This is a genomic window from Clostridium sp. (assembly GCF_032576335.1).
Taxonomy (GTDB): Bacteria; Bacillota; Clostridia; order Oscillospirales; family Acutalibacteraceae; genus Faecalispora.
Genome location: NZ_JAWFXC010000017.1, coordinates 13,384 through 38,688 on the forward strand (window position 1 = coordinate 13,384; position 25,305 = coordinate 38,688).

Consider the following 25,305-nt stretch of genomic DNA (forward strand, 5'->3'; position numbering starts at 1 on the left):
CCAAATCCATATCCAAATAACATCGCTTTGCTTTGATATAAAAAGACTCGTAATGGATAAAAATAGTAACAGAGAGTAAGAAACCTGAAAAAATCGGATACCCAAGAATGTCTTTTTCCTCTGCTTCATTTCGAGCCTGCCCGAGAGCGAAGGCGCTTCCATTTCCGAATTTTTGCACGGAAGGTTTGGAATGGAGCGGCAGAATTAATGTGTATCCACCGAGCCATCGGCCAGTTTAATTTATCTCCCGTCCATCGGCGTGCGCCTTGCACAAACAGCTCCTGTTCGGTGAGATTTGTCACCCAGCTTAAAAATGTATCTTTTTCCTTGGCAAAGCGTTCGCGAAGCTCCTGTAACGTAAGCCCTTCACAATTGCGGTAAAAGTTAGCATATAGCTCCCCCAGCCGGTTCCATTTGTAGCCGGATGCAGGCATTTCTGGTATTTTACCGGAAAGCTCTGTTTTATCCCAGCCCATCACCAGTGGAAGCCAGCCAATTTGGTAGGCGAGCATTTGCGCAGGGGTTTTGTCTACCCCCTCCAGTAAAAGGTCTTTGTCCTCCTCAGGTATCCCATCAAATTCGGTGGCAAATAGCTGATATTTTTGCTCAATGGCCTCGAGCAACTCTTCTTTGCTTTTGTAATCGTAGCTTGCCATAGAAGTCTCCTGTTCGTTACAACTCCGGAGTTTGTCCGTAAATGCCCTGCACAACAACCTCGCCAGAGTTAATTTCGATGCGTTCACCGTCCTGCTTTTGCACGACCAGCTCGCCGCCCTCGGTAATGTCTACCGCTGTGCCAACGATTTTTTCGTGCCCGCGGGTCGCCCCGACGGTGCGGTTGAGCGAAATACAATTTTCTTTGTAGGATACAAGCCAATGATTGCTACCTTGTACAAAGTATTCCTCATATAATGCTTCAAATTCCTTTAAAATTTCTTGCAGTAAAGCCACACGTGAAACCGGTGCATCTGTTTCAAGCTGGAGTGAGGTTGCTTTTTCCTTGAGTTCTTCGGGGAAGCTCTCATCGTTTACGTTTACGCCTATTCCGACCACTGCAAAATGGACGCGGTCAATTTCGGCAGTCATTTCGGTTAAGATGCCGCACACCTTTTTACTGCCGATGACAATGTCGTTCGGCCACTTGATTTTTGCATCGCACCCCGTGTATGTGCGAATGGCACGGCTCACGGCAAGCCCCGCCAGCAAAGTCAGGTTCGAAACCTGTGCCGGTGCTGCATCGGGTCTTAGCAAGAGGGAAAACCAAAGACCAGATTTGGGAGGGCTTTGCCAAGGGCGGCCCAACCGGCCTTTACCACCATTTTGCTGCTCTGCAACAAAAACAGCCCCATGTACCTCGCCATTATGTGCTTGGCGTTTGGCTTCTTCATTGGTGGAATCTATTTCTGCAAACGCGCTGACTGTTTTGCCAAATGCTTTGGTTTTAAGCCCGCCTTGAATCTCCATAGGAGTGAGTGCATCGGAGGAATTTACAATGCGGTAACCGCGGTTGGTTACCGACTCAATGACGTAGCCGCTTTCCCGCAGGCTGTTAATGTTCTTCCATATAGCAGAGCGTGAAATTCCAAGCCTACGGCTTAGCTCCTCGCCGGAAAGGTAATCTGTGCTTTCTTTTAAATATTGAAGAATAATTTCTTCCTTTTTCATATTCTATTCTCCGTCCTTTTTTATACGCTTGTTTTTCCATTATAGCCCGTATGCCACTCAATAGGCAAGCATAGAACAGCAAACACAAGTATTTTCGGAAAATCGTGGGACTTTTTTTCAAATGGTGTTATAATAAAGTGCACCTAAATTTATCACACGGTGCATGCAGGGATGGTGTCGCATGTGCTGGGGCAACTGTAAAATCTGCAAACTCTCTTTTTGAGGAAGAGAATGGTTTTATGGTGCTTATCATGTTATAATATTAGAATATAAAGGTGTTTTTAACGTAGTGTTTTACTCGTGTAGAGATAAAATAGCGGGAGGGGTACGGAATGGACATAAGACCCGGTGATGTTTTGCAAATGAAAAAGGCGCATCCCTGTGGCAGTAAAGATTTTTTAGTGCTCCGCGCCGGTATGGATTTTAAAATCCGCTGCAAGGGCTGCGGGCATGAGGTAATGGTACCAAGGTTGAAATGCGAAAAAAACATTAAGAAAATCTTGAGAGAAGAAACGCAGGATACGTTGTAGCTACCAAACCAGTTAAAACTGTTTTGTAGAATACAGGCAATAAAACAATGATTAAGGTGGTAGCTTAAATGTTTGAAAATCTAACCGTGTTTGTGAACCGGCTGGAGGAATTGAATCAGCGGATGTTCGACCCTGCCGTCGCGGCAGATGCCAAGGGTTATGCCGAGCTGATGAAGGAATATAAAAATCTGGAGCCTATTGTAGATAAATACCGCGAGTATCTAAAAGCCGTTCAAACCGTGCAGGAATCGACCGAAATGCTCGGCGAATCCGGCATTGACCGCGAAATGAAGGAAATGATTCAGCAGGAGCTGGAGGACGCCAAAGACCAGATTGAAACAACGGCGGATGAACTGAAAATCCTGCTTTTACCGCGTGACCCCAATGATGACCGCAACGTCATTCTAGAAATTCGCGGCGGTGCAGGCGGCGAAGAGGCAGCCCTATTCTCGGCGCGACTCTTCCGTATGTACAGCATGTACGCTACAAGGCGCGGCTGGAAAACCGAGCTTTTAAACGTAAACGAAACGGAGCTTGGCGGGTATAAAGAAATTAGCTTTCAAATTACCGGTGATGGTGCGTATTCGCGTCTGAAATACGAAAGCGGTGTTCACCGCGTTCAGCGTGTGCCGGAAACGGAAACGCAGGGGCGTATTCACACTTCAACAGCAACGGTAGCTGTTTTGCCAGAAGTCGACGATGTGGAAATTGAAATTAACCCAGTCGATTTACAGATTGATACTTTCCGTGCCAGCGGTGCGGGCGGTCAGCACATTAATAAAACAGAATCGGCAATCCGCATTACCCACTTGCCTACTGGCACGGTGGTGGAATGCCAGGATGAACGAAGTCAGTTTAAAAATAAAGATAAAGCGATGAAAGTTCTGCGCTCACGCTTATATGAAGCAAAGCAGCGCGAGCAGGATGCACAGGTAGCACAGCAGAGAAAATCGCAGGTTGGCACGGGTGACCGCTCGGAGCGCATTCGTACCTATAACTTCCCGCAAGGGCGGTTGACCGATCATCGTATCGGTCTTACGCTTTACCGGTTGGAGGAACTGCTCAACGGAGATATTGACGAAGTAATCGATGCGCTGATTACAGCGGACCGCGCCAGACAACTGGAAGAAACGATGGAACGTCAGGAGTATTAAAGCAAATTCATGGATGAGCAAAAAACAACCCTGCGCCTTTCGGCGAACAGGGAAGAAGAGATAAAAACGGCTGGCAGGCTGCTCCGTGAGGGTGGCCTTGTTGCCATACCTACAGAAACGGTCTACGGCCTTGCGGCAAATGCGCTCAATGGTAGGGCCGTTGCCGCAATTTTTGCTGCCAAAGGGCGGCCGATGGACAATCCCTTGATTGTTCATATTTCACATTTAGAACAATGGGCGCCTTTGGTAAGCGAAATACCACCGCGCGCAATGGAACTGGCAAAGCACTTTTGGCCAGGCCCGCTTACCATTATTTTACCAAAGTCTGAGCTGATTCCAGATGAAGTGAGCGCAGGGCAAGCTACGGTGGCGGTGCGTTTTCCCTCACACCCGGTTGCCCGCGCGGTAATTGATGCCGCAGGCGTGCCGCTGGCAGCTCCGTCAGCAAATTTGTCCGGCAGCCCAAGTCCAACAGAAGCCCAGCATGTATTGGCGGATTTGGATGGTAGAATCGATGCGGTGTTAGATGGCGGTGCATGTGACGTTGGAGTGGAATCAACCGTAATCACTTTAGCGCAAGAGGTTCCACGGCTCCTTCGCCCGGGTGGAATTACTCCGGAGCAGCTTTCGCAGGTCTTAGGGCATGTGGAGGTTGACCCCGCAGTGCTCAATCCGCTTGCCGCGGGTGAAAAAGTTCTTTCTCCCGGTATGAAGTACAAGCATTATTCGCCGAGGGCGAACGTAGTGTTAGTAAAAGGGAATCTTTCGGCTTATATTGATTACGTGAACAGCCATGCGAACGAAGGTGTATTTGCACTTTGTTACAATGGCGAGCAAAGGTCATTGCAGGTTCCTGCGGTCGCCTACGGCGAACAGGAGGATGCCTGCTCGCAGGCACGTCATTTGTTTGATGCGCTTCGCAAACTCGATGAACTAGGAGCAGAGGTAGTTTATGCTCATAGTCCCCAGCCAAGCGGCGTTGGCTTGGCGGTGTATAACCGGCTGATTCGCGCAGCAGGATTTGAGGTGGTAGAGCTTGGCTAACACTGTGGTAATAGGGCTTACCGGGCCAACCGGAGCGGGAAAATCGACTGTGGCAGGCATCTTTGCTGAATTGGGCTGTGCGGTAATTGACTGCGACAAAACCGCACGGCAGGTGCTTGTGGATTGCAAGCCTTGTGTGCAGGAGCTTTGTAACGAGTTTGGGGAAGATATTATTACTGAGAGCGGAAGCGTAGACAGAGCGCTTTTAGCGCGCCGTGCGTTCTCTACCCCTGAAAAATCTCACCGGCTCAATGCAATTACACACCCGTGGATTCTGCGGAGAGTTAAGGATGAAATTGAGCAATGGAAGACAGCAGGCAAGGAGTTTATTATTGTGGATGCTCCTTTGCTGTTTGAAAGTGGTGCCGAAGCGTTTTGCGATAAAAACCTTGCGGTAATCACACCAATGCCTGTGCGGTTAGAGCGCATTATTCGGCGCGACCAAATTGACCGCGAAATGGCGCTTTCGCGAATTCATGCCCAGCAGGAAGACTCTTATTATACAGAGCGCTCGGATGCTACCCTCCGCGGTGACGAAGAGCCTGGGGAATTGCGGCGACAAATGGCCGCCCTTCTGGAAAGGTGGCACAGATGAAAATCCTTTATGCAAACGGTAATAAGAGAAAAAAGAAGAAGCGAATTCTGCCTGTGTTGCTGTTTCTGCTGTTTTTAACTGGAATTGGTTATTTTTGTCTGTCTCAGAGCTACGAAATTTTTAAGAAACAACAGTATCCGCTGGCTTATCAGGACATCATAGAGAAGGAAGCCAAAGCAAATGGTTTGGAGCCTGCTTTGGTGTATGCTTTAGTAAAGGCAGAAAGCAATTTTGACGAAGATGCAAAATCTCGTGCGGGGGCAATGGGGCTAATGCAAATTACGCCTAAAACTTTTCAATGGCTGCAAACGAAGCTCCCCGGGCAATCGGTGATGGATGAGAAATCACTGTTAGACCCGGCAATCAACGTAAAATACGGTTGCTACCTTTTGGCGCTGCTTAAAACACTCTATTCCGACCAAACTACGGTGCTGTGTGCGTATAACGCTGGTATGGGTTCGGTTGACCGCTGGCTGGCAGACCGTTCCATTTCGCCAGATGGTGTAAAGCTTGAGAAAATCCCTTACCCAGAAACGGCGCACTATGCCAAAGCAGTGACGGAGAATTATAAAATCTATCAGGAATTATACGATTTTTAGTTCCTGTTTGAATAGATACTAACTATTTGGAAGGAAGAATCTGCTTTATTTTTGTGGAGCAGAGGGCGCCTGATGAAAAGCCGTATGGCTTTATTATGACGAAGGAGGTATTTGCTATGGCGAAGAAAGAAGAAAAAAAGAGCGAGAAGAAAACCGCGGAAAAGGAAAAGACAGAGGTAGATAAACTGCGTGAAGAGCTTTTAATTAACCGTAAAAATGGCTTTTTCTCAGTTACCGATGAGCAGGTAAAAGAAGCAGATGAGTACTGCGAGGGCTATAAAGAATTCCTCGACCAGTGCAAAACAGAGCGCGAGTGCGTTGCGTTTGCGATCAAAGAAGCCAAGAAGCGCGGCTATCGCGAGCTCGATTCCAAAGCGGTTTATAAGCCCGGCGATAAGGTTTATTACAACAACAGGGGCAAATCGATTGTTCTGGCGGTAATCGGCAAAAAGGGCTGCCGCGAGGGCGTGCGTATTTCTGCCGCTCATATTGATTCCCCTCGTCTCGATTTAAAACCCTACCCGCTTTATGAATCCAATGATTTGGCACTGCTCAAATCTCACTATTACGGTGGTATTAAAAAATACCAGTGGACGGCGATTCCGCTTGCTATGCACGGCCGCATTGTGCGCAAAGACGGCAGCTTTGTAGATATTCGCATTGGTGAAGAGCCGGGCGAGCCGCAGTTCTGCGTAACAGACCTTCTCCCTCATTTGGGAGCGGAGCAAATGTCGAAGCCGCTTTCAAAAGCCATTGAAGGGGAGAACCTGAATATTTTGGTTGGCAGCCGCCCCGTTCGCACCGAAACAGGAAAAGGCGAAAGCTTGTTTAAGCTCAATGTCATGCGTATCCTTAACGAAAAGTATGGGGTAACGGAAGAAGACTTTGTTTCTTCTGAAATTGAGTTTGTTCCCGCATGGCATGCACAAGATTTGGGCTTTGACCGCAGCATGGTAGGTGCTTATGGTCACGATGACCGCGTTTGCTCTTACCCGGCGCTGATGGCGATATTGGATTGCAAAACCCCCGAGCATACCGCCATTACCGTTCTTGCAGACAAAGAGGAAGTGGGCAGTGACGGCAACACCGGTCTGAACTCCTCGTTCCTGCGCTATTTTGTAGAAACCTTAGCACAGCAGGACGGTGTGGAGGCCAGAGATGTATTCACACAATCCCAGTGCCTCTCTGCGGATGTTTGCGCAGCATATGACCCCATTTATGCCAGTGCTTACGAGCCGGCAAACTCCTGCTACCTGAATAACGGTGTTTCGGTGATGAAATACACCGGTTCACGCGGCAAATCCGGCACATCTGACGCTTCTGCGGAATTTATGGCACAGGTTCGCAATCTGTTCTTCCAGCACGATGTTCTGTGGCAGACGGGTGAGCTTGGCAAGGTAGACGCAGGCGGCGGCGGAACGGTAGCCATGTTCATTGCAAACCTGAATGTGGATGTTGTGGATGTTGGCGTTCCGGTGCTCTCCATGCATGCACCGCTTGAGATTGCGGCAAAGCTCGATATTCACATGGCATATCGTGGTTTTAAGGCATTCTTTGAAACACCCATTGGGGAATAACCATTATTTATATGAGGAGCTCTCTGAAAAGAGGGCTCCTTTTTTGTCTCAATTTTGCCTATATATAGGGATGGAATGTTTGAGCGTTGTGTGCTAGAATAGCAGAAAGAATGTTCGGGTTCTTCTTATACATAGCAGATTGAATCCGCTTCATGAGAATGGAAATAGGAGAATGCGTGTGAAACAGATTCAGGGTGCAGTTTTTGATTTGGATGGTACCTTGCTCGATTCCATGGGCGTATGGAAAGAGATTGACCAAGGCTCGTTGGGGCGAAGAGGAATACCGGTGCCGGAAGATTACGCACAAGCCGTGGCGCTTCTTGGCTTTTGGCAGTCGGCAGAGTATACCATTCGCCGGTTTGGCCTGAGCGAAACACCGCAGCAGCTAACCGAAGAATGGAGCGAAATGGCGCTTGACGCATACCGCTTGCGGGTAGAGCTAAAGCCCGGCGCAAAGGAATATCTCTCGCATTTGCGGGAGCGGGGTGTTAGGCTTGCAGTTGCCACATCGTCTTACCGTGAGTTGTTTCTTCCTACCTTGGAACGCCATGGAATTATAGATTGGTTTGATGCAATCGTAACGGTATCGGAAGTAAGCAGGGGCAAGGGTTTCCCAGATATTTATGAAGAAGCGGCTCGAAGAATCGAGTTTAATCCGCAGCAATGTGCGGTTTTTGAAGATTTACCGGATGCACTGCGCGGTGCAAAGGAAGGCGGGTTTTATACGGTTGGTGTGTTTGACCCATATAGCGCGGGGGAAGAACCTCGCTTACGGGAGCATGCAGACCGATTTATTCGAGATTTTCATGAGCTTTTATAATGCCGTCTTCTTTCAGATTTTACTTATCAACAGAATAAAATATCTTTGTTGAAAAGCTCGCCACAATGGGTGAATAACCGTATTGCCTTAGCCGATACTATGGGCGAGGTGATGTTTGTGTCAAAACAAAGTGCGTATTTCAAAATACCGGGACTTCACGGAATTCATGAAATTAAGCAAATTAAGCACGACTTAGACGAAATTCCGGGTGTGATTTCCGTAAGTGCAAACGCACAGGAAGACCGGGTTGCAGTCGATTATGACAGCACCGGTACTGATGTATCCGCAATTGAAAAGCGTTTAAGAGGAATTTGTAAAAGCGTTGAGCTGCTTGGAAATGAAGACCACAAAATGTAAAGAACAACCCTGCGAAAGCAGGGTTGTTCTGCGTTTGTAATTTAAAAAGTTGAATTGATATTACGTGAAATCTACTTACGGATAAATCGGATGGAATTGGTGCAAGCTATTTTTGAGGTGATTTGTGTGATTGAAAGTGGAACCAATGGCTTAATCTTTCCAATTGCTTTCCGTGAGTTCTTTGATAAAGACACAGGAATGAAAGATGATTTTTTGTCCCTGCCGGAAGACGCACAAAAAGAGATCCTACGGGAAGAATTTCGTTCCGGCGCAGATCTTCACGACTGCATTGAGCGATTTAAACTAAAACAATAAGAGGGACTGTAACATGGAACCGAAAAAACCAAAAAGTGTATGGCCAATTGAGGAGCGGGGAGAAAAACCAATTCCGGAGGATATATACCCGGTAATTGATACAGACTTAGCTCGTGACAATTTAGAGAATAATATTCCGGATGCCGATTTACAGGATTTATAGGTTTAAAACAAATTTAGAATAAAAACGCACTTTACAGATGTAAAGTGCGTTTTTTTAATATAAATACAAAACTCAATGGAAGAGAGACATGGTAAGAAATAGGGTAGACATTAAGGAGGCAATTAGAGAAACAACGGTAATTTGCGTATTAATGGAGGGACCTGCGGTGTCCTTAAAGGGATCGCCAACCGTATCACCCACCACAGCCGCTTTATGAGCATCGCTGCCCTTGCCGCCGTTGTGACCAGATTCAATGAATTTCTTTGAGTTATCCCAAAGTCCACCGGCATTGCTCATAAACAGAGCCAGTAAAAGTCCACTGACGATATTACCCGTTAAGAAGCCGCCAATGGCTTCGACTCCGCCAATAAAGCCAACAATAATGGTTGAAAGAATCGCCATAAGTCCGGCAGGGATGAGTTCTTTTAATGCACCATGCGTGGCGATTTCAATACATTTGTCATACTCCGGAACAACATCCGGGTCGCCTTCCTTCAGGCCTTTGATTTCACGGAACTGGCGATGAATTTCGGCAATCATTCGCTGTGCGTTGCGGTCAACACCAAGCATCAGCATAGCGCTGAATACGGCAGGAATCGATGCACCCACCAGCATACCAAAGAATACAGTGGGGTTCATAATATCAAACCCAGTGATGGGCACAAACCCGGCAATGGATGCGCCGGCTTCGTTTACCTCGCTGATAAATGCGCCTAACAGAGCAATTACGGTAAGGCCAGCGGCGCCAATGGCAAAGCCCTTTGTTACTGCCTTTACGGTGTTACCGGCGCTGTCCAGCGAATCGGTGATGTCGAGTACTTCGTCACCCAAATCGCCCATTTCAGCAAGCCCGCGGGCGTTGTCTACAATCGGCCCATACGCATCGTTCGAAATAATCATACCAACAATGGAGAGCATGCCTACGGCAGACATTGCTATGCCGAACATGGGGTAGTTGCCGCCCAGCGGTTCGCAGATTTTGTAAGCCGCCAGAGCAGAAACACCGATACCAATCATGGCCGGTAGCGTGCTGATGAAACCAAACGATACACCGGATAGAATTGTAAATGCAGGACCGGTTTCCGAAGCGTTTGCAACGTGGTGTACGGGCGGTCTTGTATCGTCGGTAAAGTAGTCGCTTGCGATACCGATGACAACGCCAACGAGCAAACCAATAATACTTGCGCCCCAAATTCTCCACTCTAAACCGAAGAACCAGGTTGCCAAAGCGGTTAACAGAGCAAAAATAGCGGTGGTAACGTACGTGCTGCTATTGAGTGCTCGAGTGGGGTTCCCGTTTTTACCCATACGAGCGGTTGCTACACCAATAATCGAGGCCAATAAGCCGGTTGCCGCGTAGCAGAAAACCGTTGCCGCATTTTGCGTGCCGCCTGCTGCTTTATCTAACGTAACTGCCATTACAAGAGCGGCCGCCATTGAGGCGACGTTTGAATCAAACAGGTCGGCTCCCATACCGGCAACATCGCCTACGTTATCGCCAACATTGTCCGCTATTACAGCAGGGTTACGAGGGTCATCTTCTGGGATACCAAGCTCAACCTTTCCAACCAGATCCGCACTAATGTCTGCTGTTTTGGTAAAAATACCGCCGCCTGCTTTTGCAAACAGGGCAAGGGAGCTTGCGCCAAAGCTAAAGCCGAGAAGAGAAGTTGTGCTATTGGTTAAAATGAATACCAGCGATACGCCCAACAGGGTGCTGCCTACTACCGCCATGCCCATTACCGCACCGCCGCGGAACCCGCACATAAACGAGGGCTGAATGCCCTTTTGTGCGGCCTCAGCTGTCTTTTTGTTGGCAATGGTAGCAATTTGAATGCCGATTTTACCTGCCGCAGCAGAAAAAACGGTACCGGCTAAATAAGAGACTGCCATAATAATATTAGCGGTTACATCGCCTGTCCACACGGGGGATGGCAAAAACACAAAGATGAGTACAGCCGCAGCGCCTGCAAATTTAGCAAGCACGGTGTATTCCTTTTTTAGGAATGTATTGGCACCACCGCGGATCAGCTCGCCAACTTTGGCGATTTTTTCATTGGAGGATGGCTGCCGATCCACCCATTTATACAGCCATGCGGCGAAAAGAAAGGAACAGAGAGAGACGATTACAGAAATTGCCAAAAACAGATTTACATTGTCTTTCACAGTATGTCAACTCCTTGCCTTGTTAAAAAATAATCGAAATTGACCATATTGTAGCACAGTTGGTGTCCTTAAACTATCTTAAATAAAGATAAGAATAAAATAATTAATTGTGTATTTTTCTGATTTTTTTTGATTTAGTGATGAATTTAACAAATTGTTATGCCAAAAATTGGCAGTCTTTATTTTAGCTTGTCTATTCCATGGAAAGTACGTTTTTTGTATGTATAAAAAGATTTATTACGGTTCGATTTTTATAGCTCGTATATTTTTGTTTGATAATCAGACATTCCTTGCAAACACTAATCACTGAGGTGATTTTACTTGAATTTTCAAAAGAACAATCATGAAATGCCGGCAGGCTTGCGAATGGCACTTACTGAAAACTTGGACGCTTTAAGCCAGTTTACTGCTATGCCACCAGCCGCACAGGACTCTTTTATCATAGGGGCAAAGCAGGTTTCTTCCAAACAAGAAATGCGCTCATATGTAAATAATTTAAACCAGGCGTAATAGCTTTCTCTTCATGAATCAGAAGAAGTTTAAAATGTTAAAGATTAGATATTATGTGTGAAAATAAGAGAATGCCTTCATAAAGGCAAACCGTTTGCGCACACTAGCTTTGAGGTGATGGTATGTCTTATATTGACCCTAAAATTAAGCCGAAGTTTGAATCTCTGTCCATTGATTTAAAAAATGAGATTCTTGGTCGTGATGTAAAGCTATACACCATGAACGACTTAATGCGATGCTTGCAGGAAATCGTAGACGGTAAATAAGGGTTTACGGGCAGAAAAACAGCGTCCTTACAAAAAAGTAAGAACGCTGTTTTTTTTAGTTTAATAGCTGCCGTCTCCACCCATTTGCCGAACCATTTCTTCCACTCTTTCAATTGGGAAGGGGGGCTCGCATAACGGCTTCATAGCGATGCTCATCAGCTTCATCGGGTTATCATCTGCCGCAACACGGTTCGATGAAAACTCCCCGCAGCGCCGGCATCGGTGAATAATGGCCCATTCGCCGCCTTTGCGTACCCAAACGGCTACGGGTTCCATAATCCCGCCGCAGTCAGAGCTTCGGTCGCCCGGCTCAACATCCAAATGCAGGCTTGAAAGGCAATTGGGGCAATGGTTGCGGTGGTTACTTCCCGCTCCGGTGGGTACAACCTCACGGCCGCAAACCTTGCAGGTAAATACATCATTGCAGGCGTGTGTTTTTAAATACCCTTTTTCGTATTGCTTGCGTTTATTTTCACGGTTCATGAATGAACTCCTCCAAAAAGTGAATTGTTCCTTTTGGGAGGAATGCGGATACAATTAGTCGCAAACCTCCCGGTTTACAACTATATCCATAGAATTAAACAGTTTCAAAAAATAGTCTCCTTCTTTTTCATGTTTGTAAAATGTGATTACAGACCCAGAAAATGAAGCATCTGGGAATACCCAAATCATAACACAAGGCTTGAAAAAAGAAAAGATAATTTTTTCGACATTTATTTCTAGAATAAATCGAGGAAAAACTCTCGACAAGCGTAATGATATGAACAATTTCCTTGATGGCTACCCGCTTATGCTACCCTGCCGGTATGCAAACCGTGTGGCGTGCTATTCAAAGGCGTACATCATCAGCAACATTCCGTTGGAATACCAATATGCCAATGTGCGCTTGGATACTCCTACGGTCTGGAACGCCTTTATACGCCGTATTCACAAGGTGGTGCATTTTACCGGCATTAACCAGTATGATGAAATGACCACACAGGAATATTTTGCACCACGCCAAAAGGTGTTGGATGGCAGGACGGAAATCAAGGACACAAGGGATTGCCCTTTCACAGAGAGGGGGATAGGTGATGGAAAAACCTAAGGAGCAACAAAAGCCTTATGATGTGGAACTGCCGCAGTCCGTTATAGAATCCTTCGCCCGTTTTCTTCTCCCGGAAATTCGCAAGTTTTACGCAAGCGAAGAAGGGCAACGAGAATTTCAGGAATGGAAACTAAAGCATAACAAAGATAAGTAAACAATAACAGCAGATAAGATTTTTCTTAACTGCTGTTTTTTCTATTGACAATACAGCCACGCCATAACTGCTAGTGAGAATGAACTTGTTTTGAGTTTAGTAATTAAAGGCTTTGGATTCAATCTTCTCAATTAATTCTTTCTGCAAGTTTTTTACATCAATAAGCATCTCATTATCTATTTCTTTAGAACCGGTTCCCCTTAATAAAAATTGGTTAACCTTTTTTACATAAGTATAGAATTCATCTCTAGTAACATACTGCAATGTTTTCTTTTGTTTGGGTAAATAGGAAAATGAAGTATTATAAAATTTAATCCTCTTTTTTATTAAACATTTAAAGAACACATTGTTCCTTGGTGGATTAAAATCTTTATTTTCACTATTTAACCACTTATTTAAATCCGCTTCATATGCCAGGAGCCAATTTTCAGTCCACATTAAATTTCCAGGATTTTGATTTTCATCTAAATCACTATCATATAATTGATTCACTAAATCTTCCAGTGCATTTACAACATCAGCAGATTTTTCAATAATATTTAAAGAAATCATATCTAAAAGAATGATTTTAGCCAATTGATTGCTAGATTCTAGAACTTTTATCACATATTGCTTATTCAACTGGACAGAAAAAACTTTAGCAAACCATACTGCCCAGATAACTTCTTGGTCTTGACTTAATGGAATACAACGATTTAGTACTGCATAAATTGCTTCTTTAACATTTGATTTATGTAAATAATCTTTTTTGTCAAATAAAATCTCGAGTATTAAGTCAGCCAAGGATGGAAAACGAACCCATAAATTTAATATTTTTGATTCAATATGACTCCATTCATCTTTCTTTATATCATGAAATGAAATTACCGTTAATGCATATCTTAAAATACTGATGTCTTTATATTGAGAAAACAAAGATATTGCCTTATTTAAGAATACTTCACTATCTAAATGCAAAAATAATTTTATTTCTTCGACCCACATTTTCCCATATAAGAAAGGGCTTTGGGTTATTTCAATTTTATTTTCATTTAATGCAAGTTCAAATTTGCCTAGCTGATTACGAACAAAGGATATAACATGCTGTATTTCTGAGGCATCTTCAAGAAAAATAGTATAATCATCTACAAATCGCCGATATTTTAGGTTTGGAAATTGTTTTTGTATTTCTTTATCTACGGTGCATAATATTATTTCTGAAATAATTCTGGATATGGCATTACCGACTAAAACTCCATTAGTTTGACTATAATTCATTGCTCGAACCGCTATGTCTAATTGACCACCTATGAGGGTTTCTTCTTTGCTTTTTTTTGCGACTTTTTGTGTATGCATCGCCCACGAAATAGTGTGAGTATATACACTATCGAAAAACGATTCTATATCTAGCTTACAGCAATACATATTATTCTGATATAAACTTTCTATTTCCTTTTTCGTATCTTGTATTGAATTTGATTTCTTACAATATGGTCTATTCGTTTCAGCAGGCTTATCTATCGGAGCAGAAAGCGATGCATGACTTGATGAAGTAATATCAATAATCTCTTGACTATAGTCAACTATGCAACAGGCCGCTTTGAAATAATGAAAAATATTAGGAACAGCAAAACGCCGTCTGGAATTTTCGCTCTTATATCCGCTATAAATTAGTGGGATGGACTGTTTAGGATTACAACTTGTAATCCATTTTCTTATATCTTCTACATTTTCAGCAATCATTTCACTATTAAAACACGGTGGCAATTCTTGTGGAAAGTACTCATTCGCTAAAATATTTTCAAGCTTGAACATAATTAATTCCCCCCCAAAATGAGTTATATTCAATACAATTTGTTTAATAATGCTACTAACGCACATTTAGTGGTATGGTCGGTGAATTTATAAGAATCATACTTTCTTTTAAGCGCTCCATCTTCAGCGCGAATGTAAACTGAAGATTCAAGTTTATCCATTAAATCTGATCCTTTATCCGCGTCGGTCTTTATTTGTTTATCATAATATAAAATATATGTAGATGAATTGCGAGCAACTTCCCAATAAGTTAATGGGTGAAAAAAAGTATCATTATAAGTATCAGCTTTTGTAACCATTTCACTCACATCCATAGCGAAATCAACTTCAAATATGTTTGAAAATTCTTTGATTTTCGCCCCAATAGGCTCAATATTATAATTGTCTTCCGAATAAAATTTCTGATCTTTGTAATATACATTTAATAGAAATAAAGCAGCTAAAGATAAAACAAGATTATTTATATTTGCTTGCTTAAAATGTTTAACGCGGTCATGTTTGATTTTATTATAAGCGTTATACCAAGACCATATTTTTCGTGTTGAAGCACTTTTTTTGATTTCAATATCTTTTCGAAAAGGAATTAACTTTTCATCAAATGTGTTTGGAGCACAATTATCTAAGCAAACAGAAACAAATTTGTCGCTGAGATTATAAAGTGAATCAATTTTTTCAAAATATTCTTGAAAATATATCATCTTCTTTATGTGATGATTTTTATCGTAAAATTTTATTCCTTCCTTTTTACATAATTCCTTAATAATATTTTCACATTCTGATACTGACCTTAAAATTAAGTCAGCTATTTTAATGGAGTAAACACTTAATTGCCTCTTATCAAAAGTAATGAAATAACTAAGCTCGATAAATTCTTTTTCTAATTGTTTATATATTGGGAAAAATACATTTTGTTCCATATTCTCTTTACCTCTTAAATATCATCATACTCTATATTTTGGATTGAAGCAATATTTTTCACGATTGAACAAAAAAGCAGCAGTCAAGGCATTTCTACCTTAACTGCTGCTTTTCTGTTTGGTATTACATCCACACCGTAACGGCAAAGCCGCCTTTAAAATAATAAGTGTTCGTGTAATGTCCATTTGGTGGAGATGAGGGGAATTGAACCCCTGTCCGAAGACCGCCTACCAAAGCTTTCTACGAGTGTAGCCGGTGTTTTTACATTCCCTCCACACAGCGCCCGTCGGCAGGCTCTGTGCTTTAGTAGCCTTTGATCCATGACCGGGTTAAAGGCGTAGCCCGGTTCATGTTCACCGCTAAATGACGCTCTTATCCAGGCCGCGGTACTCCCGGTAAGAACGAGCAGCCTAAATTAGGCTGCTAAAGCAACTTTATTGTTGTTGTTTAATTTTAAGTTTGCGGCTTTTAAAGCGGATCCGCGCCGCTACTCGCTTACTTAGGCTCACAACCCCCGTCGAAACCATTACATCCCCATATAAAAATTGAATAAGGGTTTCTTCTGGTATTATGCCCTGTTTTTGTCTTTCATAGCACGTTCAATGTCTCGTTTTGCAGCTTTCTCTGCTAGGTCTTGCCGTTTGTCGTATAGCTTTTTGCCCTTACAAAGACCAACCTGTACTTTTACCATAGAGCCTTTAAAATACAGTGAAATGGGAATCAGGGAGTAGCCATCCTGCTTGACCAGCCCAAACAACCGCATGATTTCACGTTTGTGCATTAACAGGCGTCGTACACGAAGCGGGTCTTTGTTAAAAATATTCCCTTGCTCATACGGGCTAATGTGCATGCCGTTGATAAGAAGTTCGCCATTTATGACCGAGCACCAAGCATCCTTCAGGTTTACGCGCCCTTGGCGAAGGGATTTTACTTCAGTTCCCGTCAGTTCAATGCCGGCCTCCATGCTTTCTTCCACAAAGTAATCATGAAAGGCTTTTTTGTTTTGAGCGATAGTTTTGGTTGCTACTTTTCCGGCCATACAAAAAAGCCTCCTAACATTTAAATTTCTCTGCGGCCTTCCATTGCACGGGTTAGGGTAATCTCGTCGGCGTATTCCAAATCGCCGCCAACGGGAATGCCGTAGGCCAAACGTGTTACGGTAATGCCCAAGGGCTTGAGCAGGCGTGAAAGGTACATAGCGGTGGCCTCACCTTCTACGGTGGGGTTGGTAGCCATAATGATTTCTTTCACTTCGTCGTTCATGCGGGCGAGTAACTCTTTAATGCAAAGCTGTTCGGGGCCTACACCATTCAGAGGGGAGATTGCACCATGCAGTACATGGTAAAGTCCCTTAAACTCATTGGTGCGCTCCAACGCAAATACATCTCGCGGGTCTTCCACCACGCAAATAATGGAGTGATCTCGCCCGCCGCTGCGGCAAACCGGGCAAAGCTCTTGGTCGGTAAGGTTGCAGCAGTCTTTGCAGTAATGAATTTTCTCGTGCGCTTCGCTAATTGCTTTGGTAAACTGCTCCGTATCCTCTTTGGAGAGGCCAAGAACATAATAAGCAAGTCGCTGGGCGCTTTTATGGCCAATCCCGGGCAGTCGTTCAAACTGCTCAATCAGCCGTGCCAGCGGCGCTACATAATACGCGGGCATGGATTAAAATATACCGGGTACGTTGAGTCCGCCGGAAAGGGATTCCATGCGCTCGTTTTTGTCGGTAACAGCAGCGCGAAGTGCCTCGTTGGTTGCAGCCATAATCAAGTCGGAGAGCATCTCCACATCCTCGGGGTCTACGACCTCGGGTTTAATGGTAATCGATTTTACTTCCATTTTGCCGGTTACAACAACCTCTACGGCGTTTCCGCCAGAGGTAGCGGTGTACTCTTTTGCTTCCAGCTCCGTGGTAGCGTTATCCATTTCTTCTTGCAGCTTCTGTGCCTGGCGTGCAATTTGCTGTAAGTTTGCGGCTCCGCCTTTGCCGTAGCCTTCCGGTAATCTTGCTTTCATATCTAAAAAACCTCCCGTTATTGTTGAATTACTGGGATACCCGCCGCCGCAGCGTTTTCAGCCAAAGCTTTCAGCGGGTCTTGTTCCGTTTGTTGTTCTGCTTGGGTCTTCTTATAAGGTCCCAATTTATAGGTACGCCCAGTTACCTGCTTGATCGCATCTCGCATTTTATCTCGCTGAGTGGGTCTGCGAAGCAGCTCAAGTGCGGTGGGGCTTGGTGCGTCAATTAAAACATAATCCCCGCTTACATATGCGTTAGAGCCTGCAAACGAGGCGGCAACTACTCTGGAATAGTCTTTCATCGTCTGCAAAATTTCCGGCCAAATGTCAAGCGGTTGGGCGGTTGCTTGCAAATCCTCCAGTGAAAGAGGAGTACCCGGTTCTCTTGTCGGCTGTGAGGGTGTGCTTGGAGCTTGTACCTCCAGTTCCGCCATCACTTCAGGGTAAGAGGGGGGCGTAAGTACCTCCGGCTCATAAGGAGCAGGGGGTGGCTCTTCCAACCACGGTGGTGCATCGTTTTTCTCCTGCTTTTGTACCACGGGTGAAGCCGGGGTAGGAAGTGGAGCTGTAACAGCCGGAGCCGCAGCAACAACAGGAGGAGACACGGATTCCTGCCGAACGGCAGGAGCAGGAGCCGAAACTCCTTTTTTCTCCAGTGCGGCGATTCGCCGAACCAGTGCATCGGTGCCGGAATCCAATTCCGGGGAGCAAAGCCGAAGTACGGCCATTTCCATTTCAATTCGGCGGTTTCCACCACGGAACATTTTCTCCAACGTTTCCTGCATGGTATCCAAACAATGCAGAATGACCGGCAAAGGAGTGGGTAGCGCCCGTGATGACATCGCTTGGTATTCCTCTTCGGGAACCGCAAGAATATCTCTAGCATCCTTCATGGTTTTCAGCAGCATTAATCCGCGAAAATAACCCGAAAGCTCTTCACAAAGCCTTGCCATATCCTTTGAGGAGGTGTACAGCTCGTCTATCACAAGAAGAGCGGCGGCAGCATCTTTTCCGGTAATGGCATCTGCCAAGCGGAACAGGTGCTCGCGGCCTGCCAAGCCTGCTGTTTGGGTAACGGTATCTACCGTTACGTTGCGGCTGCGCCCAAGGCATTGGTCGAGCAGAGAAAGAGCATCACGCAATGCGCCGTCGGCTAATCTGGCCAAGAGAAGTGCAGCCTGCGGTTCAATGCTTGCGTTTTCTTCGCCCGCAATGTAGGTAAGTCGGTCTGCAATATCCGCCGGTGCAATCCTGCGAAAATCAAACCGCTGGCAGCGAGAAAGAATGGTTGCAGGGAGCTTATGCACCTCAGTGGTAGCTAAAATAAAGATGACGTGTTCCGGCGGCTCTTCCAGCGTTTTGAGCAGTGCATTGAATGCACCAATGGAAAGCATGTGAACCTCGTCAATAATGTAAACTCGGTATTTTGCGGCTGCCGGTGTGAAGTTGGCTTCTTCCCGAAGGGAACGAATATTTTCTACACCGTTATTGCTGGCGGCGTCAATCTCAACAACATCCAAAACAGAGCCGTTGTCGAGCCCACGGCAAATATCGCATTCGCCGCAAGGGTCGCCGTCTTTGGGGCTTAGGCAGTTTACCGCCTTGGCCAATATTTTGGCACAGGTGGTTTTACCAGTTCCCCTTGAGCCGGTAAATAAATACGCATGAGCCAAACGGCCGGAAATCAGCTCGTTTTTTAGTGTGGACGTAACCTGCGGCTGCCCTACAACATCTGAAAACTGCCGAGGCCGCCATTTTCGGTATAAAACCTGGTACATTGGGATGAGTCCACCTGCCTTTGCGCTAATAAACCGAAAGCAAGACAGTTCGCCCCAATTGACGATACATGCAATAGGATATGCGGACGAACAGACACAACCTGCATCGCACCAGCCAATCCGCTTAATGCTGCTCGGTTCCCCGCCTGACATGGTTCACGGCGGCCAGCCGTACAGAGCCCGCCCGCCCGCATATCCTATTGCACGTAATTCTGCCTTGCTTTATCATAAGCTAACTAAAATATTATAAACGATTTTTGAAAAAAAAACAACACTTTTCTATGATTCACAAGCAGCATGTTCCGTTTTCGCTACTATTTTAACAGGTGTAAGAAATTTTTGCAACCGATAATAAGGCTTTTGTGTTATAATTGAATCACTTTAACGGAGCAAGAGAACGCTTTAAGCGTAAGCAGTATCTGCATGGTATGGCAGGTAAAAAGCGAGTTATAGAAAAAGATATTCTAAGTTTCAGTTTGAATAAAGCTTGAAAATAAAAGCCTTCATGGAGGACGAGATGAAAATGACATGGGAAGAACTAGAGCCTGCGTGTTTGCAGTGCCAAAAATGTGGGTTGTGTGAGACACGCACCAATGTAGTGTTTGGTGTGGGCAACCGCAATGCAGACGTGATGTTTATTGGAGAGGGCCCGGGTGAAAATGAGGATTTAAAGGGGGAACCCTTTGTAGGGCGTGGGGGGCAGCTACTGGATAAAATGCTTGCAGCAGTAGACCTCGACCGCCACACCAATATTTTTATTGCGAATATAGTAAAATGCCGCCCGCCCAAAAACCGTGACCCAGAGGCAAAGGAGCAGGACGCCTGCCTGCCTTGGCTGCGCAGCCAGGTTGCGTTGGTTCGCCCCAAAATTATTGTGTGTTTGGGGCGTGTAGCGGCGATGAAGCTAATAAAGCCAGATATGAAGATAACCAAAGAGCATGGTGAGTTTTACGAGCGAAACGGCGTTTTGATGATGGCAACGCTGCACCCGGCGGCATTGCTGCGCAACCCAAACAACAAACCCGCTGCATTTGAAGACTTTTTAAAGCTGCGTAAAAAGCTGGATGAACTTCACCTTGCTCCTGCTCCGGGAGATCTTCCATTCTAAAATAAAAACAAAGTGATTGAAAAGGGTCGGTACTATATTGCAGTACCGACCCTTTTTTCACCCCATTACAGCTGGAAATTTTCACCAGTTTTCTAAGAAAAGGGTTATTCATCACAAAATCGCACGTTTTCTACAAAAAAATTCAAAATTATCATCATATTCTCTCTCGATATTTTGCTGATATTTAATAATGATTTTCTTTATTAAGCCGATATATCGTGTAAGCATCTGTGAGGGTGAAAAATTGACGGAATAACTTGTGGGAGCCGTCGTACTTCAACAGATGAAAATAGGGGGTATGCAGCGTGAATGAGAAATTGAAACGTAAGAAAAGCCTGCGAGGGAAAATCATTTTATTCGTTGGCATTCCGGTCATTTTATCTTACTTGATTGTTGGTTCTGTTATATTAATGATTGTAAGAGATAATGTGAACCAGTTGACCAATCAGCAGTTGGCCTCCGATTCCAAGGCGGCATCACGGCAAATTGAGAACTTTTTTCAGCAGTATATGGCTATGCCGAGCCAGTTCTCAAAGAATGTTGAAATAGCAAAGATGATGACGGCTACCGGTCAGGGGCAGGCGCTGGAGCAAGCCGCACAATTTTCCAGCCTGAATGAAACGATGAAAAGCATGGCAGGGAAAGACGAAAACATTCTTTCTTTGTGGATGGCAGATGTAGATGCAAAGCAGTATGTTGATTCAAATGGACAAAACTCGAAAAACTACCCAACATCCGAACGGCCATGGTTTTTACAAATGAAGGAACGGGGCGGCCTAACCATGACGGACCCGTACGAAGATTTTACTACCAAAAAACAGGTGGTTTCCATTGTAACTCCGGTATTAAAAGCAAATACAAGCGAAATAATTGGCGCAATTGGACTCGATTTGGTTTTGGATAGCTTAGAAAAGAGTATAGGTACCTATAAGCTGGGCGATACGGGCTTTTACATTTTGGTTTCGGCAGGGGGGCAGGTCATTTACCACCCTGTTCACGATAACATAAATAAAGGCATTGCAGATGTAAATTTGTCTGAGAATTTTAAGAAAGCAACAACAACTCATACAGAAGGCCTTGTTGAGTATCTCTCCGGTGAGGTAAAAACACACGGCTATCTTTCCCCGGTAGGTGATACGGGCTGGACGCTTGCTACCGGTCTGCCGGACGCAGAATTCTATGCTAACTTTAACAAGCTTGTGTGGATTTGGGGCGTGGTCATGCTTGTTTCGATGAGTCTTGTACTATTAATGATATTGCTTATTTCAAGCCGTTTGGTAGCACCCATTAAGCTCCTAGAGAAAGCGGCAAGTGAGGTGGCAGAGGGCAACCTGAATGTGATGGTCTCTGTAAAATCTCAAGATGAAACCGGACAGCTCGCCCAAGCCTTTGAGCGTATGATTGCACAGCTTCGCGATTACCGTGATTATATTCAAGAGATTACGAGTGCCTTAGACACTATGGCGAAGGGCGATATGCGCATTCATTTGCAGCAGGAATACGTGGGCGAATTTGCACCCGTAAAAACGGCACTACTGGGTATATCCGATTCACTGCGCAATACCCTTTCGTTTATTGATCAAGTGGCGGCTCAGGTTCATTCCGGTGCGGAGCAGGTATCGAGTGCGGCGCAGGCGCTGGCAGCCGGTGCAACACAGCAGGCCGCGAGCGTGGAGGAGCTTTCCTCTATGATTGCCCATATTGATGATTCGGCAAGAGAAAATGCCAAAAACTCAGAGAATACGGTTGCTGTATTTGAGCAGTCGAACCAGAAGTTCCAGTCTATCAGCAAAAGTGTACAAATGCTGGAAGGCCATATGCGAGACATCAGCGATTCCTCTGCAACCATTATGGGAATTACTCGTGCCATTGAAGACATCGCGTTCCAGACCAATATTCTGGCACTGAATGCTGCCATTGAAGCGGCGAGAGCCGGTGCGGCTGGTAAGGGCTTTGCCGTAGTAGCCGATGAGGTTCGCAATTTGGCTGCAAAATCTGCGGAAGCGGTAAAACGCACGGCAGAGCTGCTTGCAAAATCGAACCAAACGGTAGAGTTGGGTGTTTCAGCGGTCAATGAGGTTTCTGGTTCCATTCAAACCGTTATTGAGTTGGGGACACAAACGAATCTAGCGGTGGTTGGCATGGGCAAATCTGCGCAGGAGCAGGCCGAGGCCGTAAACCAGATTGCGGAAGAGTCACCATTGGATTTCGCCGCAGAAAGAGACTTTGATTTCTAATTTCCACTCAGGAATATAGAAAGATTTAATTCTAATTTAGCATTATATATACGGATAACGACATAAAGTTGAGCATTTTCTACAAATTATTACAATATTTTCTTCACCATGTTCTGCCGTTTTTGAATAAAGATTCCATTTTAGTAGCCGATATACCCTTTATGTGCCCGGAGTAATTTGATGTCTGCTGGCAAATTCCCTCTCAAAAGCAGACGAATACAATCTGGGTAAAAGAATGGGGGATATCGTGTGATCAGAAAAAATACAAATGAACGTAGAAAAAGCTTACGCAGTAAGATCATTTTATTTGTTGGAATACCAGTGATGCTCTCTTATCTAATTGTGGGTTCTGTTATATTAATGCTTGTAAGGAATAACATTAGCCAATTGACCAATCAGCAGTTGGCGTCCGATTCCATAGCGGCTTCCAGGCAAATTGAAAACTTCTTTCAGCAGTACATGTCTTTGCCGGGTGAGTTTTCAAAAAATGTTGCCATACAAAAGATGATGAGCAGCACGGGTAAAGGGCAGTCCATGGAGCAATACCCAGAGTTTCAGAATTTGAATGCAACCATGAAGAATATGGTTGGCAATGACGACAATATTCTGGCGCTTTGGCTTGCAGACGTTGATGCAATGCAATACGTTGACTCCAAAGATTCTGTTGAGAATGATTACCCGGCCTCGGAACGCCCTTGGTTTATAGAGATGAAGCAACGCGGTGGAATGACCATGACGGACCCGTATGAAGACCTGACGGCAAAAAAGCATGTAGTTTCCATTGTTACTCCTGTGTTTCGCGAAAACACCAATGATATCATCGGTGCAGTTGGCCTCGATTTAATCCTTGATAATTTAAGCGAAGATATGCAAAGCTATAAGCTTGGTAAAACCGGGTTTTATGTATTAATCTCATCCGGCGGGCAAATGATTTTTCACCCAGACAAAGAAAATCTGGGGAAAGAATTAGCGGATGTTGCTTTCTCACAGAATTTTAAAAATGCTGTTTCAGAAAAAACGGAGGGGCTTTTAGACTACACCTCCGCAAGCACACACAGCTACGGGTACCTCTCTTCGGTCGGCGATACCGGCTGGATGGTAGCAACCGGCCTACCGGATGCAGAGTTCTTCGAAAATTTTAATCAGCTTGTTTGGATTTGGGAAATTGTAATGCTGGTATCTATGATGCTGGTACTGCTGATGATTCTGCTTATTTCGAGCCGATTGGTAGCTCCCATTAAGCTGCTGGAGAAAGCGGCGAGCGAGGTAGCGGAAGGTAATTTGAATGTATCAATCTCTGTAAAATCTCAAGATGAAACCGGCCAGCTCGCGCAGGCGTTTGAACGCATGATTGCGCAGCTTCGTGACTACCGGGGATATATTCAAGAGATTAGCACTACGCTGGATACCATGGCTAAGGGAGATATGCGCATTCACCTGCAGTATGAGTATGTAGGCGAGTTTGTCCCTGTAAAAACGGCGTTGCTTGGTATTTCGGATTCACTGCGGAATACTCTCTCGTTTATTGACGAAGTAGCGGCGCAGGTGAATTCCGGTGCGGAGCAGGTTTCGAGTGGAGCGCAGGCACTGGCCGCCGGTGCAACACAGCAGGCGGCTTCCATTGAGGAGCTTTCCTCCATGATTTCTCACATTGATAGCTCAGCGCGAGAGAATGCCAAAAATGCAGAAAATACAGTTGTTGTGTTTGAGCAGTCGACCCAGAAATTCCAGTCCATCAGCAGAAGTGTGAAGATGCTGCAAGAGCATATGCGCGACATCAGCGAGTCCTCTGTAACCATCATGGGAATCACCCGTGCGATTGAAGACATTGCATTCCAAACCAACATTCTGGCTCTCAATGCCGCCATTGAAGCGGCGAGAGCCGGTGCAGCTGGTAAGGGCTTTGCCGTAGTGGCGGATGAGGTTCGAAATCTGGCGGCAAAATCTGCGGAAGCGGTAAAACGTACGGCAGAGCTGCTCGCTAAATCGAACTTGGCGGTTGAGCAGGGTGTATCCGCAGTGGATGAAGTCTCTGGCTCCATTCAAACAGTGATTGAGTTGGGAACCCAAACCAATCAAGCGGTGGTGGGCATGGGCAAATCGGCACAGGAGCAGGCGGAAGCTGTGAATCAAATTTCAGAGGGCTTGTCTCAAATTTCTGCCGTGGTGCAAACCAATGCTGCCACAGCGGAAGAAAGCTCCGCTTCCAGTGCCGAGCTTTCCAATCAGTCGGAAATACTGCACCATGAAATTCGCAAGTTCCAACTTCATGAAGCGGAAGAGTCTCCCTTTTCGCCTATGGGAGAAGCGCAGTCCAATTTTGAGCTGGGAGAAATTCTTTAAAAATCAATAATCAAATGAAACGTAAGCATAAGTAAAAAAGCCGTATCTTCCCACTGGAAGATACGGCTTTTTTCTTGATAATACGTAGATTAGCAATTGCAAATAATGGGGA

At 45.1% G+C, this 25,305-nt stretch carries 27 protein-coding genes and 2 other RNA genes; 17 read left to right on the plus strand and 12 right to left on the minus strand.

Features of this window, described 5'->3' with window-relative positions:
* Positions 1–125: 125 nt before the first annotated feature.
* Both E7L17_RS13565 and E7L17_RS13570 read right to left on the minus strand, forming a co-directional pair.
* Complete coding sequence (locus E7L17_RS13565; RefSeq protein WP_316323675.1) at positions 126–656, minus strand: ClbS/DfsB family four-helix bundle protein; 531 nt, start codon at positions 654–656, stop codon at positions 126–128.
* Positions 657–672: 16 nt separating this feature from the next.
* Positions 673–1,665 (minus strand): biotin--[acetyl-CoA-carboxylase] ligase, encoded by a 993-nt coding sequence (locus E7L17_RS13570; RefSeq protein ID WP_316323676.1) that lies wholly within the window; start codon positions 1,663–1,665, stop codon positions 673–675.
* A gap of 332 nt (positions 1,666–1,997) precedes the next feature.
* On the opposite strand from E7L17_RS13570, the gene E7L17_RS13575 reads away from it, so the two are divergent.
* The 10 genes from E7L17_RS13575 to E7L17_RS13620 all read left to right on the plus strand — a co-directional run bounded on the left by E7L17_RS13575 (position 1,998) and on the right by E7L17_RS13620 (position 8,819).
* A complete protein-coding gene (locus tag E7L17_RS13575) occupies positions 1,998–2,195 on the plus strand; it encodes a DUF951 domain-containing protein (RefSeq protein WP_316323677.1) in 198 nt (65 codons plus the stop codon).
* A 68-nt stretch (positions 2,196–2,263) separates the two neighbouring features.
* On the plus strand, positions 2,264–3,349 hold the full coding sequence (gene prfA / locus E7L17_RS13580) for a peptide chain release factor 1 (RefSeq protein WP_316323678.1): 1,086 nt from the start codon (positions 2,264–2,266) through the stop codon (positions 3,347–3,349).
* Between the two features lie 9 nt (positions 3,350–3,358).
* A complete protein-coding gene (locus E7L17_RS13585; RefSeq protein ID WP_316323679.1) occupies positions 3,359–4,393 on the plus strand; it encodes an L-threonylcarbamoyladenylate synthase in 1,035 nt (344 codons plus the stop codon).
* The gene (gene coaE / locus E7L17_RS13590; protein WP_316323680.1) at positions 4,386–4,988 is read left to right on the plus strand and encodes a dephospho-CoA kinase; all 603 of its coding nucleotides are present in this window, start codon (positions 4,386–4,388) and stop codon (positions 4,986–4,988) included. Before E7L17_RS13585 ends, coaE begins: the two co-directional genes overlap by 8 nt.
* Positions 4,985–5,587 (plus strand): lytic transglycosylase domain-containing protein, encoded by a 603-nt coding sequence (locus E7L17_RS13595; RefSeq protein WP_316323681.1) that lies wholly within the window; start codon positions 4,985–4,987, stop codon positions 5,585–5,587. Before coaE ends, E7L17_RS13595 begins: the two co-directional genes overlap by 4 nt.
* A gap of 116 nt (positions 5,588–5,703) precedes the next feature.
* A complete protein-coding gene (locus E7L17_RS13600; RefSeq protein ID WP_316323682.1) occupies positions 5,704–7,164 on the plus strand; it encodes an aminopeptidase in 1,461 nt (486 codons plus the stop codon).
* Between the two features lie 172 nt (positions 7,165–7,336).
* Positions 7,337–7,984, plus strand: a complete 648-nt coding sequence (locus E7L17_RS13605) for an HAD family phosphatase (RefSeq protein WP_316323683.1) — start codon at positions 7,337–7,339, stop codon at positions 7,982–7,984.
* A gap of 111 nt (positions 7,985–8,095) precedes the next feature.
* A complete protein-coding gene (locus tag E7L17_RS13610; RefSeq protein WP_316323706.1) occupies positions 8,096–8,341 on the plus strand; it encodes a heavy-metal-associated domain-containing protein in 246 nt (81 codons plus the stop codon).
* Positions 8,342–8,431: 90 nt separating this feature from the next.
* Positions 8,432–8,656: a hypothetical protein gene (locus E7L17_RS13615; RefSeq protein ID WP_316323684.1), complete on the plus strand. Its 225-nt coding sequence runs from the start codon at positions 8,432–8,434 to the stop codon at positions 8,654–8,656.
* A gap of 13 nt (positions 8,657–8,669) precedes the next feature.
* Entirely contained in the window at positions 8,670–8,819 is a 150-nt protein-coding gene (locus tag E7L17_RS13620) for a hypothetical protein (RefSeq protein WP_316323685.1), read from the plus strand.
* A gap of 72 nt (positions 8,820–8,891) precedes the next feature.
* Here E7L17_RS13620 and E7L17_RS13625 read toward each other — a convergent pair whose 3' ends face one another.
* On the minus strand, positions 8,892–10,985 hold the full coding sequence (locus tag E7L17_RS13625) for a sodium-translocating pyrophosphatase (RefSeq protein ID WP_316323686.1): 2,094 nt from the start codon (positions 10,983–10,985) through the stop codon (positions 8,892–8,894).
* 321 nt (positions 10,986–11,306) lie between these two features.
* Here E7L17_RS13625 and E7L17_RS13630 point away from each other — a divergent pair, with 321 nt between their 5' ends.
* Positions 11,307–11,495 carry a hypothetical protein gene (locus E7L17_RS13630; RefSeq protein ID WP_316323687.1) on the plus strand — a complete coding sequence of 63 codons (189 nt, stop codon included), beginning with the start codon at positions 11,307–11,309 and terminating at the stop codon, positions 11,493–11,495.
* 122 nt (positions 11,496–11,617) lie between these two features.
* Complete coding sequence (locus tag E7L17_RS13635; protein WP_187138335.1) at positions 11,618–11,761, plus strand: hypothetical protein; 144 nt, start codon at positions 11,618–11,620, stop codon at positions 11,759–11,761.
* A gap of 60 nt (positions 11,762–11,821) precedes the next feature.
* Here the strand turns inward: E7L17_RS13635 and E7L17_RS13640 are convergent, their stop codons facing one another.
* Complete coding sequence (locus tag E7L17_RS13640) at positions 11,822–12,244, minus strand: RNHCP domain-containing protein (protein ID WP_316323688.1); 423 nt, start codon at positions 12,242–12,244, stop codon at positions 11,822–11,824.
* A gap of 277 nt (positions 12,245–12,521) precedes the next feature.
* On the opposite strand from E7L17_RS13640, the gene E7L17_RS13645 reads away from it, so the two are divergent.
* Both E7L17_RS13645 and E7L17_RS13650 read left to right on the plus strand, forming a co-directional pair.
* Positions 12,522–12,848, plus strand: a complete 327-nt coding sequence (locus tag E7L17_RS13645; RefSeq protein ID WP_316323689.1) for a hypothetical protein — start codon at positions 12,522–12,524, stop codon at positions 12,846–12,848.
* Positions 12,835–13,002, plus strand: a complete 168-nt coding sequence (locus E7L17_RS13650; RefSeq protein ID WP_316323690.1) for a hypothetical protein — start codon at positions 12,835–12,837, stop codon at positions 13,000–13,002. The genes E7L17_RS13645 and E7L17_RS13650 overlap by 14 nt, the downstream gene beginning before the upstream one ends.
* A 96-nt stretch (positions 13,003–13,098) precedes the next feature.
* Here the strand turns inward: E7L17_RS13650 and E7L17_RS13655 are convergent, their stop codons facing one another.
* From E7L17_RS13655 to ffs, 8 genes are all read right to left on the minus strand, one after another.
* Positions 13,099–14,796 carry an RNA-directed DNA polymerase gene (locus tag E7L17_RS13655; protein ID WP_316323691.1) on the minus strand — a complete coding sequence of 566 codons (1,698 nt, stop codon included), beginning with the start codon at positions 14,794–14,796 and terminating at the stop codon, positions 13,099–13,101.
* A 29-nt stretch (positions 14,797–14,825) separates the two neighbouring features.
* Positions 14,826–15,713 (minus strand): hypothetical protein, encoded by an 888-nt coding sequence (locus E7L17_RS13660; protein WP_316323692.1) that lies wholly within the window; start codon positions 15,711–15,713, stop codon positions 14,826–14,828.
* A gap of 187 nt (positions 15,714–15,900) precedes the next feature.
* Positions 15,901–16,250: a transfer-messenger RNA gene (gene ssrA, locus E7L17_RS13665) on the minus strand.
* A gap of 32 nt (positions 16,251–16,282) precedes the next feature.
* Positions 16,283–16,753, minus strand: coding sequence for an SsrA-binding protein SmpB (gene smpB, locus E7L17_RS13670; protein ID WP_085834168.1), 471 nt, complete (start codon positions 16,751–16,753; stop codon positions 16,283–16,285).
* Between the two features lie 20 nt (positions 16,754–16,773).
* Entirely contained in the window at positions 16,774–17,373 is a 600-nt protein-coding gene (gene recR / locus E7L17_RS13675; RefSeq protein ID WP_316323693.1) for a recombination mediator RecR, read from the minus strand.
* Positions 17,374–17,376: 3 nt separating this feature from the next.
* The gene (locus E7L17_RS13680) at positions 17,377–17,727 is read right to left on the minus strand and encodes a YbaB/EbfC family nucleoid-associated protein (protein WP_085834166.1); all 351 of its coding nucleotides are present in this window, start codon (positions 17,725–17,727) and stop codon (positions 17,377–17,379) included.
* A 17-nt stretch (positions 17,728–17,744) separates the two neighbouring features.
* Entirely contained in the window at positions 17,745–19,505 is a 1,761-nt protein-coding gene (dnaX, locus tag E7L17_RS13685) for a DNA polymerase III subunit gamma/tau (protein WP_316323694.1), read from the minus strand.
* A gap of 85 nt (positions 19,506–19,590) precedes the next feature.
* Positions 19,591–19,691, minus strand: an RNA gene (gene ffs, locus E7L17_RS13690) — signal recognition particle sRNA small type.
* Positions 19,692–20,022: 331 nt separating this feature from the next.
* Between ffs and E7L17_RS13695 the strand changes: the two genes are divergently transcribed.
* The 3 genes from E7L17_RS13695 (at position 20,023) to E7L17_RS13705 (ending at position 25,193) form a co-directional block, all read left to right on the plus strand.
* Positions 20,023–20,613, plus strand: a complete 591-nt coding sequence (locus E7L17_RS13695; protein ID WP_316323695.1) for a uracil-DNA glycosylase — start codon at positions 20,023–20,025, stop codon at positions 20,611–20,613.
* A gap of 305 nt (positions 20,614–20,918) precedes the next feature.
* On the plus strand, positions 20,919–22,850 hold the full coding sequence (locus E7L17_RS13700; RefSeq protein WP_316323696.1) for a methyl-accepting chemotaxis protein: 1,932 nt from the start codon (positions 20,919–20,921) through the stop codon (positions 22,848–22,850).
* 249 nt (positions 22,851–23,099) lie between these two features.
* Entirely contained in the window at positions 23,100–25,193 is a 2,094-nt protein-coding gene (locus E7L17_RS13705; protein ID WP_316323697.1) for a methyl-accepting chemotaxis protein, read from the plus strand.
* The last annotated feature ends 112 nt before the right edge of the window (positions 25,194–25,305 follow it).

Bases quoted from the DNA above. Each gene is read 5' to 3' on its own strand.
- E7L17_RS13565 (WP_316323675.1), bottom strand. From the start codon at position 656: ATGGCAAGCTACGATTACAAAAGCAAAGAAGAGTTGCTCGAGGCCATT.
- E7L17_RS13570 (WP_316323676.1), bottom strand. From the start codon at position 1,665: ATGAAAAAGGAAGAAATTATTCTTCAATATTTAAAAGAAAGCACAGAT.
- E7L17_RS13575 (WP_316323677.1), top strand. From the start codon at position 1,998: ATGGACATAAGACCCGGTGATGTTTTGCAAATGAAAAAGGCGCATCCC.
- prfA (WP_316323678.1), top strand. From the start codon at position 2,264: ATGTTTGAAAATCTAACCGTGTTTGTGAACCGGCTGGAGGAATTGAAT.
- E7L17_RS13585 (WP_316323679.1), top strand. From the start codon at position 3,359: ATGGATGAGCAAAAAACAACCCTGCGCCTTTCGGCGAACAGGGAAGAA.
- E7L17_RS13595 (WP_316323681.1), top strand. From the start codon at position 4,985: ATGAAAATCCTTTATGCAAACGGTAATAAGAGAAAAAAGAAGAAGCGA.
- E7L17_RS13600 (WP_316323682.1), top strand. From the start codon at position 5,704: ATGGCGAAGAAAGAAGAAAAAAAGAGCGAGAAGAAAACCGCGGAAAAG.
- E7L17_RS13605 (WP_316323683.1), top strand. From the start codon at position 7,337: ATGCGTGTGAAACAGATTCAGGGTGCAGTTTTTGATTTGGATGGTACC.
- E7L17_RS13610 (WP_316323706.1), top strand. From the start codon at position 8,096: ATGTTTGTGTCAAAACAAAGTGCGTATTTCAAAATACCGGGACTTCAC.
- E7L17_RS13615 (WP_316323684.1), top strand. From the start codon at position 8,432: ATGGAATTGGTGCAAGCTATTTTTGAGGTGATTTGTGTGATTGAAAGT.
- E7L17_RS13620 (WP_316323685.1), top strand. From the start codon at position 8,670: ATGGAACCGAAAAAACCAAAAAGTGTATGGCCAATTGAGGAGCGGGGA.
- E7L17_RS13635 (WP_187138335.1), top strand. From the start codon at position 11,618: ATGTCTTATATTGACCCTAAAATTAAGCCGAAGTTTGAATCTCTGTCC.
- E7L17_RS13640 (WP_316323688.1), bottom strand. From the start codon at position 12,244: ATGAACCGTGAAAATAAACGCAAGCAATACGAAAAAGGGTATTTAAAA.
- E7L17_RS13645 (WP_316323689.1), top strand. From the start codon at position 12,522: ATGAACAATTTCCTTGATGGCTACCCGCTTATGCTACCCTGCCGGTAT.
- E7L17_RS13650 (WP_316323690.1), top strand. From the start codon at position 12,835: ATGGAAAAACCTAAGGAGCAACAAAAGCCTTATGATGTGGAACTGCCG.
- E7L17_RS13655 (WP_316323691.1), bottom strand. From the start codon at position 14,796: ATGTTCAAGCTTGAAAATATTTTAGCGAATGAGTACTTTCCACAAGAA.
- E7L17_RS13660 (WP_316323692.1), bottom strand. From the start codon at position 15,713: ATGGAACAAAATGTATTTTTCCCAATATATAAACAATTAGAAAAAGAA.
- smpB (WP_085834168.1), bottom strand. From the start codon at position 16,753: ATGGCCGGAAAAGTAGCAACCAAAACTATCGCTCAAAACAAAAAAGCC.
- recR (WP_316323693.1), bottom strand. From the start codon at position 17,373: ATGCCCGCGTATTATGTAGCGCCGCTGGCACGGCTGATTGAGCAGTTT.
- E7L17_RS13680 (WP_085834166.1), bottom strand. From the start codon at position 17,727: ATGAAAGCAAGATTACCGGAAGGCTACGGCAAAGGCGGAGCCGCAAAC.
- dnaX (WP_316323694.1), bottom strand. From the start codon at position 19,505: ATGTACCAGGTTTTATACCGAAAATGGCGGCCTCGGCAGTTTTCAGAT.
- E7L17_RS13695 (WP_316323695.1), top strand. From the start codon at position 20,023: ATGAAAATGACATGGGAAGAACTAGAGCCTGCGTGTTTGCAGTGCCAA.